The 10,636-nt window shown below is 71.7% G+C and carries 2 protein-coding genes and 15 pseudogenes; 1 reads left to right on the forward strand and 16 read right to left on the reverse strand.

The genetic code is table 11. The features are described 5' to 3' along the window. Positions 1-217: 217 nt before the first annotated feature. From UG55_RS26295 to UG55_RS26300, 3 genes and pseudogenes are all read right to left on the reverse strand, one after another. A pseudogene (locus tag UG55_RS26295) lies at positions 218-1,095 on the reverse strand (IS1380 family transposase); the annotation flags it as partial. 31 nt (positions 1,096-1,126) lie between these two features. Next, positions 1,127-1,267 (reverse strand): annotated as a pseudogene (locus UG55_RS44435) (IS1380 family transposase); the annotation flags it as partial. A gap of 1,269 nt (positions 1,268-2,536) precedes the next feature. Further along, positions 2,537-2,719 (reverse strand): hypothetical protein, encoded by a 183-nt coding sequence (locus UG55_RS26300; protein WP_066074568.1) that lies wholly within the window; start codon positions 2,717-2,719, stop codon positions 2,537-2,539. A 452-nt stretch (positions 2,720-3,171) separates the two neighbouring features. Between UG55_RS26300 and UG55_RS48380 the strand changes: the two are divergent. Then, a pseudogene (locus UG55_RS48380) lies at positions 3,172-3,423 on the forward strand (hypothetical protein); the annotation flags it as partial. Positions 3,424-4,252: 829 nt separating this feature from the next. On the opposite strand, the pseudogene UG55_RS46430 reads toward UG55_RS48380, so the two are convergent. From UG55_RS46430 to UG55_RS46440, 13 genes and pseudogenes are all read right to left on the reverse strand, one after another. Beyond that, positions 4,253-6,191, reverse strand: a pseudogene (locus tag UG55_RS46430) (FUSC family protein); the annotation flags it as partial. Positions 6,192-6,281: 90 nt separating this feature from the next. Further along, positions 6,282-7,043 (reverse strand): ABC transporter permease, encoded by a 762-nt coding sequence (locus tag UG55_RS26315; protein ID WP_066073240.1) that lies wholly within the window; start codon positions 7,041-7,043, stop codon positions 6,282-6,284. 491 nt (positions 7,044-7,534) lie between these two features. Continuing rightward, positions 7,535-7,927, reverse strand: a pseudogene (locus tag UG55_RS44450) (AAA family ATPase); the annotation flags it as partial. 1 nt (position 7,928) lies between these two features. Beyond that, positions 7,929-8,140: pseudogene (locus tag UG55_RS44455) on the reverse strand (ABC transporter ATP-binding protein); the annotation flags it as partial. 1 nt (position 8,141) lies between these two features. Then, positions 8,142-8,272: pseudogene (locus UG55_RS44460) on the reverse strand (ATP-binding cassette domain-containing protein); the annotation flags it as partial. A 287-nt stretch (positions 8,273-8,559) separates the two neighbouring features. Continuing rightward, positions 8,560-8,754: pseudogene (locus UG55_RS44465) on the reverse strand (LLM class F420-dependent oxidoreductase); the annotation flags it as partial. A gap of 11 nt (positions 8,755-8,765) precedes the next feature. Continuing rightward, a pseudogene (locus tag UG55_RS44470) lies at positions 8,766-8,835 on the reverse strand (hypothetical protein); the annotation flags it as partial. Position 8,836: 1 nt separating this feature from the next. Next, positions 8,837-8,949: pseudogene (locus UG55_RS44475) on the reverse strand (LLM class F420-dependent oxidoreductase); the annotation flags it as partial. Position 8,950: 1 nt separating this feature from the next. Continuing rightward, a pseudogene (locus UG55_RS44480) lies at positions 8,951-9,073 on the reverse strand (LLM class F420-dependent oxidoreductase); the annotation flags it as partial. Between the two features lies 1 nt (position 9,074). After that, positions 9,075-9,301 (reverse strand): annotated as a pseudogene (locus UG55_RS44485) (LLM class flavin-dependent oxidoreductase); the annotation flags it as partial. 32 nt (positions 9,302-9,333) lie between these two features. After that, positions 9,334-9,422, reverse strand: a pseudogene (locus tag UG55_RS44495) (LLM class F420-dependent oxidoreductase); the annotation flags it as partial. A gap of 721 nt (positions 9,423-10,143) precedes the next feature. Continuing rightward, positions 10,144-10,348, reverse strand: a pseudogene (locus UG55_RS46435) (class II glutamine amidotransferase); the annotation flags it as partial. Between the two features lie 40 nt (positions 10,349-10,388). Continuing rightward, positions 10,389-10,636: pseudogene (locus UG55_RS46440) on the reverse strand (class II glutamine amidotransferase); the annotation flags it as partial.

A 10,636-nucleotide genomic window follows, 5' to 3' on the forward strand; every position in this document is an offset into this window, starting at 1 on the left:
CCGGCCGCCTCGTACTCGGTCAGGATCCGCAGCTTGTACGCCGCCGTGAACGACCGCCGCCGCGCCTTCGGCTCGACCTCCGGATCCGGCCGCGGCCGACCACCCTCCCGATCTCCCACCCGACCATCATCAGCCAGATCCCGCCCGGCCGTCACCGACACCNCCACGATCGTCGTCCTCCCTACCCGCCCCGTCACAAGATAACGGCTGGAACCTGCCTCACCTCATGCTGACAGGTAGGGCCGCGGGGGGTGTTGGTCGCGAACGCGGTGCAGCGGTTCCCGTCCGGGTCGACGATCCGCAGCTGGGCGCCCGGATGCGGGCGTTCCTTGCGCACGAGGACCCGCATGCCCACCGGCCAGCCGGACAGGTCCATCAACCCGGTCAGTTCGGCGACCCACGCGCCGTCGCGGGGCTGCCCGCCGGCGTTGTAGGCAGGTGTCCACGCCTCGGGCGGAACCGTGGCGATCAGGTCGACCGCGCTCTCGGGCAGGGTGAATCCGACCGAGTAGCCCAGCCGGCGGCGGTGCAGCCAGTCCAGGAACGCGTGGGTGCCGCCGCCGCTGTCGGTCCGGATCAGTACCGACCGGCTCCGGCGCAGCCGCCGAGGTAGCTGGGCGAGTGCGGCGGTGGCCACGGTGATGTGGTCGGCGGCGGTGTTCGCCCCGGCGTTGCCGGGGCGTAGCAGCACTGCCAGCGGCTCACCGGACCCGTCCGGGCCGTGGTCGGCGAACGCCCACAGCGGGTGGAACCCGAACCCCTTCTTCCAGGTCCGGTCGGCGTTCTCCTTCTCCGAGTGGGCGGTGACCAGGGTGGCGTCCAGATCGACGACCAGGGGATCGTCGGCGCAGACTCCGGCGTGCGGGGCGTGCGCGCCGGCCAGCTCCCACACCCGGGCCCGGGCCACCGCCCGGGCGGCGTCGATCGCTTTCAGCACCTTCTCGACATCGCCGGCAAGCCGGTCGATGGTGCGGGACACGGTCGGGTCCGACGCCACCGGTCCGAACACGGCTGGTTCCGCGCGCAGCAGCGAGATGTCCGCGAGACAGTCCCCACCCAACGCCGCCGACAGCGCCAGATCGCACAGCACCTTGCNTGGATCGTGCACCGCCCGACCCGGCCGCCNCGGCGTCAACGCCACCGACAGGGCCTGCCCGAGCCCGCTGGCCCGGACCGTCTCGGTCAACATCAGCCCGCCCGCATGCGACACGATTCCACGCCCGGCGGCGTCCACGCGGACAGACGGATACAGAGCGGTAGTCTTCACCGCGAAGGTGCTCCTTGGTTCGGTTGATTCAGGCCCTCAGCAAGCCCAATCCTCCCAGCTCAGGAGCACTTTCCTATTCCCAGCACCCCAACAGACGATCACCCCGGTGAAAGCCCGAGGGTAGAGCCGCAGGTCGCTGTCGGCGGCTGTTCTCCCCATGGCGACCCGGGGCAGGCCCACCTGCGTTCGGCTGTCCGCCGCAACGTCCAGCGGCGGTGTGAACGACGCCGGCGTCAACATCGCGAACCCGCCTCGGGGGCGAGAGCCCGGTGTGACCGCAGGCATGCAGCCGTTCGTGGTGCCGCGTCCCTCCGTCCCCAGCCGGTCCGCGTCCAGCGGGCACCGCATCTGGGCGTGACGCGGTAGACGTGGCACCGGGGTGCCCGTCCTGGTCTTCNCCGCCCGGCGAGCTGGACGCCTTCGCCCAGGGACGTCGCGAGGAGTGCAACCAGTAACCGTCGGCCCGGCCAGCACGCGGTCGCCGGTTGCCCGCTGAGTCCGTCTCGGACAGGCCAGGTCGACGCTTCCNCGTTCGGGATCGGCTACCTTCTGTAACTGGCACGCTTTACGTGTCCTGTATCGGCTGTTATGTCAGGGTTTGCCGTGGCGTGTGTGCGCATTGTGTGCGCGGATGTCCCGGCACGGCGCGGCATTTGCCGGCACATTCCGGCACGGAAATCGCCCTGACCTCGGATTTTGCGGCACGGCGCGGCACGTTCCGGTATGTTCGGATACGCGGTGATCCGTCTTGTAATCGGGTGGTCGACTCCCAGGATGCTGCCGCGCCGCTTCCGTTCCTCGGTGCTGGCGCACCTGCGGTACGGGTCGGCTTGCCAACGAACACCTTGGTCAACATCGCCGTCAATCCAAGATCACGATTGCTGGCGAGGCCACGGAACCGTTCCGCGTCTGTTCCGTGGACGCTCGTCAGCAGTTGGTACGGGTGGGGCTCAGTGAGACCACAGTCAACGATCATCACTGGACGACAGGCCAGGTCGTGACCCGTTCATCGAGGTCAGGAGGACCACGCGACGGGTGGGCGGGTTGGCGCCGAGATGGTTTTCAAGACCGCCGCCATCGGCCACTAGGCGAGCCCTCCTGACCTGGGGTCACTTCGTCAGGCTACGTCCGGCTCGCCGGAGTCTGCCCGCCATGTGCCCGCCGGGTACCGATCCAGGATCTCACAGCCCGCCGGAGCGCTGTCCGTGACGTCACTCCTCGGCGCCGGATCGGCTCCGTGATACTCCTGACGCCTGGCGCCGTCACCCGCTACGGCCCGCCGGCCGCGGGGAAGGACACCATCACGCCGCCCTGAGCAGCCTGGACGAGATCACCAACACCGGGCGGACACCCGGCGTCCACATCGGCCAGGTCGTCGGCATCGCCGACCGGCCCCCGCCATGGGACGAGCCCCGCACCGATCTTCGGCATGAACCCTGCCGGGTTCGGCATGGTGCACCCCTCTTCGTTCCACCGTAACCATCAGCCACGGTGTGGCCGGCACGTTTGTCCACGCGGCTGAGAGGTGGTCTGCCACAGCGGACTTCTCGGTGCCCTCCACCNCATTCCGACACGAAATGGAGCCATGCAGCCACTCTGGGTTGTGTCGCGGGTTGCCGNGGCNGGCCGACCNTGTGACCAGCACACAGACACCTGAGACCGCGAACCAGCCGGGTCGCGTCACCCGGCCGGCGGCACGGGGAACCACGGCGAAGACCACAGACAGCGCCGCGGCCCACCCCGCGGAGGACCGGACCGCCCCGCAGCTCGACGAGGCGACCACCGACGCCACCGGCAGGCTCAGCGAGGCGCNGGAGTGGGTGGAACGTGCCCGCGGCGCGCTCTACGCCTTCCATCAGCTCTCCGGAAGGGCCGACATCATCCTGGGTGAGGCGCTGGAGGCNCTGCGGGAGGCCGGGCACGAGCGGCTGGCGGACGACGTCCGCCGGGAGCTGCACGGCCGCAACGTCCTGGACGGCCGCTGGACCTTCCAGATCGTCGAAGAGTACGACGGTCTTTACTACCGCCCGTTCGTCGCGACGGAGCGGCAGGTCCGTGAGCAGCTCGCCGACGGGCGCAGACACGTCTACGAGGCGCGGATGAAGGCGCGCGAGCGGGCCGGGGCCGGTCGCGACCCGTGGGGACCCGGAGCCTGATCGGACGCCGGACCCCGCGCCACGCCCCCATCACCACCGACCCCGGCGCCGCTTCCACTGCTGCCACCGCCGGTTCCGTCGCTGTCGCCCCCACCTCCGCCGCCGGGCCATAGGTGATCAATGCCGCGGCCCGCACCGGACGTCCGCTCCAAGGCGACGGCAGCGGCGGTCAACATGGGCTCGATGCCCCGCAGGATGTCGATATAGGTCGATCGGGCCGCGAGCGCGATGCCGGCGAGCATCTCGGCGCGACCGAACACCTGAGCGCGGTCGGCCACCGGAGCGCGGTCGGCCATCCCAACGTGGCGGTCCTGATCGCCTTCGACCCGGCGCAGCACGGCGAGACCGGCCGCTCCGCCTCGGCCCGGCACCGGATCGGGAGCGGGCGGTGGGCCCGCGGCCCCGAGCGCCGTGGCGTACTGCCGGTACCAGCGGCAGAGCTCGTCCAGATCCTCGGCGAGGGCGTCCTGTGCCTCGACGAGGGCCGCGCCGAGCCCCGTGGTCTCATCGACAGCGGGCAGATCAGCCGGCCAGTTGACGTCCCCCCGCCGCAGCACCAGGGCTGTCCGCCTGATCCGCTGGGCCGCCGCGACGATCATCATCAGCGCGTCGATGTCGAAACGCTCCGGGGGGTCCTCCGCCAGGAAGTGCCGCACGGNGTCATCGAGGAGGCGGCCGGCCCGGATCGCCTCCCGTCCCCGCGCCGCCGCGTCCACCGCCGACCCGGTCGCGTCCACCGCCGACCCGGTCGCGTCCACCGCCCGCACCGGCTGCTCCTGGCGGGCGGCCTGGGGCTGGGGCTCGGGAGCGGGCTCCCGCCCGGCCGGGNGACTGCCGGGGAGCAGGGACACCACGGTCTCCAGAAAGGCCACGGCGGTCAGGTAGGCGGCTTCGGCGCGGTTCCGCAGCACCGCCACGGCGCCGCGCGGCCACAGCAGCGCCCCGGCGACCATGCTGACCGCGAACCCGATCAGGACGTCCTCGACCCGGACGATCCCGATCTTCCATCCCGCCGGTTCGACGATGTTGAACAGCAGGATCACCGCGATCGTGAAACCGGCCTGCCCGAGGGCGAAACCCGCCCGGCGGCGGGCGTAGCTGCCGAGGAAGACCGCGGGCGGAAGAACAGCCCACAGCCCGGCGGTGTGGCCACCGGCGGCGGCGACGGCCAGGCCGCCGACGACGATACCCAGCACGGTGCCGGCCAGCGCCCGCGCGGCCGCGGTGTTGGTCGCCACCGCGTTGGTACGCAGGACCGACAGGGTTCCCAGCACAACCCAGAACGCATGGTCGACGCCGACCGCCTGGGAGACGACCACGGCCAGCGCGAGCCCGAGTGCCCTGCGCACGCTGTTGCGGAACCACACCGACCGCGAGCTGGCATAGCCGGCGGCAAGATCGGCAGCGGCCGCTCCCCGGTCGCGTACCCGGTTGCGCAGCCGCGCCGCTCCGGGCCGGGGTCGCGGCCGTTTCGCCGGGCGACCCCGGCCGCGGGCGGGCGCGGTGGCCTTCAGGACGTCCAGTGCCAGGTCTCGGGTCCCCCGCGCGAGCCGGCGCAGCCGGAACGCCTCGGCGGCCGCGAGCTCAGCGCGCGGGAAGCCGTCGGCGCTCGCCGGGTCCTCGCTGCGCAGTCGTCGCAGCAGCGCGGTGCGCATGGCGCGTTCGGCGCGTTCGAGGCGCGCCATCCCGAGGCGGTCATCTCCCACGGCGGCGTGGTCCCCCTGGCGGCCACCAGCACAGCGGCAGTAAGCGGGCTGCGTCCCGCCCTGGTCGGACGGGTCGAAGCGGGCCGCGACCGCGCGCAGTGTGGCCGCCACGGCGGAGTGCAGCTCGGCGGCCTCGGCGGGGAAGCCGGCTCGCGCCGCGCGGTCCCGCTCCGGCCACGGCAGCGCGAACGGCAACAGCCAGTTGAGATCGATGAAGACGTAGCCGAGCGCCGCGGCCCGGCCGCCGAGGCCGGTGGGCCGGTGGACCGTCGCGGCGAACTCACGCCGCAGTCGCCGCAGTTGGGCCCAGGCGTTGGCCGTCTCCTTCTCCGCCGCGGCCTCCGCCTCCGCCGCCGCGGCCTCCGCCTTCGCGGCCGCCACGCCCGCGGCCGCCACCCCCGCCGTCTCGACCCCCGCCCCTACCGCGGGCGGCGGGGCCTGACAGGCCGCTGACGAATGCCAGGTCACGCCGTCAGCGAGGGCCCGGGAGGCCGCCGCCATGTTCGCGCGCAGCCGGTCGGGTGGACGGCGAGGCCACAGAAACATCGCGGCCGTGATCGAACCCGCGGCGCCCAGGCACCATCCCGCCAGCCGTTCCGGTATGGCGCTGACCGGGCCGGGTGTCATCACCGACAGGGCGAATGCGAGCAATGCGGAACGTCCCGCCACCGCCACATAGGGGTGGAGGACGCCGGCGAACATGATGACGAACGCGACAACAGCCGTCATGAACACCGCGAGGGGCAGCGAGCCCGAGCACAGCGTTCCCACCACGATCAGCGCGGCGCCGGCTACCGCCAACGTGAGATAGGCGTTGAGCCGGGAGCGCCGTGGGCCTTCGAAGTCGACGAACTCCAGCAGCGCGATGACGCTGAACCAGGTGAACAGGCTCATCCGCACATTGCCGACGAACATGACGACGATCGCGAGCAGGGCGGGCGCGACTATTGCGACCCGTGCCGCCGAGGTGACGGAGAAGTACCCCGGATCAGGGTTCCAGGCCCGCGGCCATCGCTGTCGCATCGGAATGTTCGCTACCCGTGCGGGCGGGTGGCGACGCATCCGCTACATCCTTGAAACCGCTCGTCACCGGCCAGAACCAGGCTGGTGACGAGCGGTCGGGGGTGCGGGTGGTGCGGAGGGCGCCGCCGCTCAGGCGTCCCGGCGCTTGGCGGAGACGAGGCCGAGCGCCACCACGCCGGCACAGACCGCCGCGAAGTAGAGGAGCGATCCCCAGGGCCCGAAGGGCAGGCCCTCGATGACCGGTGGCCCGTCGCTCGTCTCGGTCTGCCCCGCGACGATGAAGTTGTTGCCGACGATGAACGGCAGCCAGTCCTGGAGGTGGTCCCCGATCCGGGGGATGACCGGCAGGAGGCTCTCGGCGAGAAGCAGGTACACGAGCATGACCACGATCGCCCCGGCGGTGTGCCGGATCAGGAGCGCGAGGCCGACGGCGAAGAGCGCGGCCAACAGGTAGATCAGCCCGACGCCGAAGACGTTGCGGTATTCCTGCGCGGTGTCGAGTGCCAGCGGGGCATCCGGCTGGATCACCTTGGCGACGCCCCAGGAAGCCACCGCCGTGATCTCTCCGACGATCCCGGCGAGCCCGGCGACCACCGCCGCCTTCGCCAACAGCGCCGAGGTGCGGTCGGGGGCGGCGAGGAACGTCGACCTGATCGTCCCGAACCGGTACTCGTTGGTGACGGCCAGTGCTGCCATCACCATCATGACGACCAGCCCGAAGTTGTAGGCGAACTGGGTGGCGGCCGGAGTCAGGTCAGCCAGCTGGCTGGACTTGGTCGCGGCGCTGAAGATGGCGGTCAGGCCGACGGTCAGCGCGACAGCCACGATCATGCACCACCAGGGCGACCGGGTGGAGAACAGCTTGATCCGCTCAACTGTCAGAAGTGTCATGGCTTGCCGACCNTCCCGGCATCGGCCCCGGGCTGTGTGGCGGGCGGTGACGGTGGCTGCGGCGGTGCCAGTGGCTGTGGCGGTGCCAGTGGCTGCTGGAGTGGCGGAGGCGGCGGGAGTGGCGGAGGCTGCGGGAGTGGCGGAGGCTGCGGGAGTGGCGGAGGCTGCGGGAGTGGCGGAGGCTGCGGGAGTGGCGGAGGCGTGGCCGAACCGGCGTTTCCGCCGGGAACGACGGGGTTCTGCGCCGTCGGGCCGGATCCACCGCCGGGCGGCGGGACGGCCCCGGGCGGAGGGAAGCCGGCCGGCGCGACGCCGCCGGCGTGGTACTCGACCTCACCGCTGGTCATCTGGATGAAGGCCTGTTCCAGGGAGCCCTGGGAGGCCGTGAGCTCGTGCAGCACCAGCCCGACGGCTCCAGCCAGCTCGCCCACCTGCTCGGTGGAGCTGCCGCGCACGATCAGCGTGGCCGGGGCGTCCTGGGTCGCCGGGGNCTCCTGCACGGCCAGGCCCTGGCCGCTGAGCACGCTGTGCAGCCGCGCCAGCTCCGGCCCGCGCACCCGCACCGAGGAGTCGGAGGCCGAGTCGATGAAGTTCTTGGTGCTCGTCTGCGCGATGAGCCGACCACGGCCGATGACGACCAGGTCCTGGGCGGTGAGCGCCATCTCGGACAGCAGGTGGCTGGACACGAAGACCGTGCGGCCCTCGTCCGCCAGGCGGTGCATGAACTGGCGGATCCAGAGAATGCCCTCCGGGTCCAGGCCGTTCACCGGCTCGTCGAACAGGAGGACGCCCGGGTCACCCAACAGCGCGACGGCGATGCCCAGGCGCTGCGCCATGCCGAGCGAGTAGCTCCCGGCCCGGCGACCGGCGACGGCCGTGAGGCCNACGATCTCCAGGACCTCGTCGACGCGGCTGGCCGGAATCCGGTTGGCCGCCGCCATCCAGCGCAGATGGGCCCGCGCGGAGCGGTTGGGGTGCACCCATTTTGCGTCCAGGAGCGCGCCCACCTCGCGCAGTGGTTGTTTCAGGTCGGTGTACCGGCGACCGCCGATCCGGACATCGCCGGCCGACGGCCGGTCCAGCCCGAGAATCATGCGNATCGTCGTGGACTTTCCGGCGCCGTTGGGGCCGAGAAATCCTGTCACCCTGCCGGGCTGCACGGAGAAGGACAGGGCGTTCACCGCCAGGGTGCTCCCGTAGCGCTTCGTCAGCCCACGTGCCTCGATCATCACGCTCCCTTCATGGTCATATCGACGCTGCAGCGACCAGGCGTCCGCCGCCGCTGGACCGATGCTTTCATCGCCAGCCGACACTTTCCGAACGCGGGGGTGGCCGAAAGGCGCCTGGCCTGTCGGACTCCCGACAGGCCAGGCGGAACCGCGGCGTCGGGGGCAGGGCGGTACGGGTGTGCCGACCTGCCCGCAGCGTGATTTCCCGAGGAGCGCGCAAACTCCGCCGGAGAATCTGTCGGACGACAAATCCGGTCAGACGGCGGAATCCCGTTGCCGGAAGCGGATCAGGGCGAGCCGGCCGGGCTGGCGCCGACCACCGCGGATCGCCGCAGCTCGAGCCCCGTGGCCAGGGCACGCCACTGCTCCCGGGGCAGCTCGTGGCCGCCGGTGAGGATCTGCACGGCGACCTGGTCGGCGCCGGCCGCCCGGTGTTCGTCCAGACGTGACCGCACGGTGTCCAGGTCTCCCCAGGCGATGAGNGCGTCCACCNGGCGGTCGCTGCCGCCCCCGGCGAGATCCGCGTCGGTGAAACCGAGCCGGCGCAGGTTGTTCGTGTAGTTNGGGAGGTCGAGGTAGATCGACAGTGCGGCCCGGCCGATCGTCCGCGCGCGGTCGGCATCGACCTCCAGCACGACCTTCTGCTCGGGCACCAGCAGGGCGCCGGGACCGAGGATNTCCCGGGCCAGTCGGGTGTGCTCAGGGGTGACGAGGTAGGGATGCGCCCCGGCCGAACGCCGGGCCGCCAGGCCGAGCATGCGGGGCCCGAGCGCCGCCAGCACCCGGGCGGACTCCGGGATGNCCACCGCGTCCAGCGCGTCCAGGTAGGAGACGACCGCGGTCAGCGGGCGACGGTACCGGCGGCCCGTCATGGTCTCGACCATCCGCGCGTGGCCCGCGCCGACGCCCAGCAGCAGTCGGCCGGGGTGGGCCTTCTCCAGCATTCCGTAGGTGTCCGCCAACAGGTCGACCGGCTCGGTCCAGATGTTGAGGATCCCGGTGCCGACAAGGAGGTGCTCGGTGGACTCCNGCAGGGCCGCGGGAAGCTCCAGGTCAGCGGNGGCCCCGCCGAGCCAGACCATGTCGTAGCCCAGCTCCGCGAGTTCCTGGGCGGTGTCGCGACGTTCGGCCGTGCCGTGTGGCCACTGCCNGGCGGACATCCACAGCCCGGTCCTGGCTACATTCATGGTCACTCGTGATCCCTTCTCGCTGGTCACNTCGTCGTCATCGACGCCGCGATCCGATCGGGTCGTCCTACCCGAAGCCGCCGCCCTCCTCACGTCTCGACGGGGTCGGAACGGGTATGCCACCCCGACTGGCAGGTGGGACAACGACGACATCTACCCCGTNGGTGTGACAGGTCGCTCGGTGACGGGTCGCTGGGTGAGAGTCGTCTGGTGTGCCGGTTCGTCGAGCTGCCGGACCACCCCCGGCGAATTCGGGGGGCGGAGGACCGGGCCTGGNGAAGTTGGCGGTTCACCCGGTGGCCGGGGAGCCGGGAGCCGGGACTCCGCCACAGCGGCGGCTCAGGTGAGACGGGCCCTGTGACGACCATAGCCAGCGGAGGGGACGATCGTCACCCTCAGCACGGACCGGGTGACCCCCTCGCAAGGCGGCCCATGACCGGAACCACCGGGAAACAGTGCAGGTGGCGGGACCGGTCGCGAGCGCCGGGGCAGGTGTTCGGGTGTGGTCGGTCCACCGGCCCGATCGGGCCGGCGGGCACCCGGCCGGCTGTCCACAGCTCTCCACACACTTTCCACAAGTTATCCACAGCCTGTGGTGGACGGGGCCGGCAACCCGTCGCGGTGGGCCGCCCGCCCTCGGGGCGCGCCCCGCGGACTCTGATTCAGGCGGGGAGCCGCACGTCTTCAGGCGGGGAGCTGCACGTCCGCGACCCCGGTCGTCTGCGAGGCGGCCGCCTCGGGGCGGAGGTCGTCGAGGTTCAGCTGGCGCGCCGGAGGCCCCGCCAGGATCAGCCGAGAGGTCACAGCGAGGTCCGGGCCGACGTGCAGCAGTTCCCCGCTGTCCATCTGCCGCCACCGCGGGTCCTCGTCCATCCGCTCGCTTTCCACCNCCACCGCCGGCCTGGTCCGAAGGTCGAGCGACNGCACCNGGATCTCGCTGAACGGGCTGGCGTGGTCGAGATGGCGCTGGTTGCGCCCACCCGGTGCGCGCTGCAGCACATGTAGCCCGTTGGTGTCCGGATACCGAAGCGCCCACAGATCGTGCCGGGTCGCCAGCACCATGTTGATCGAGTACAGCGGCACGTGCTCGGCGATCCAGTTGGCGGCGGCGGTGATGCCCGCGCCGACATCGCCGTCGCGCGCGGCGAGCTCGCGGGTGATCAGGGCGAAGTACCGC

It is taken from the genome of Frankia sp. EI5c, from assembly GCF_001636565.1.
Classification (GTDB): Bacteria; Actinomycetota; Actinomycetes; order Frankiales; family Frankiaceae; genus Parafrankia.

Bases quoted from the DNA above. Each gene is read 5' to 3' on its own strand.
- UG55_RS26300 (WP_066074568.1), bottom strand. From the start codon at position 2,719: ATGCCGAACCCGGCAGGGTTCATGCCGAAGATCGGTGCGGGGCTCGTC.
- UG55_RS26315 (WP_066073240.1), bottom strand. From the start codon at position 7,043: ATGACACTTCTGACAGTTGAGCGGATCAAGCTGTTCTCCACCCGGTCG.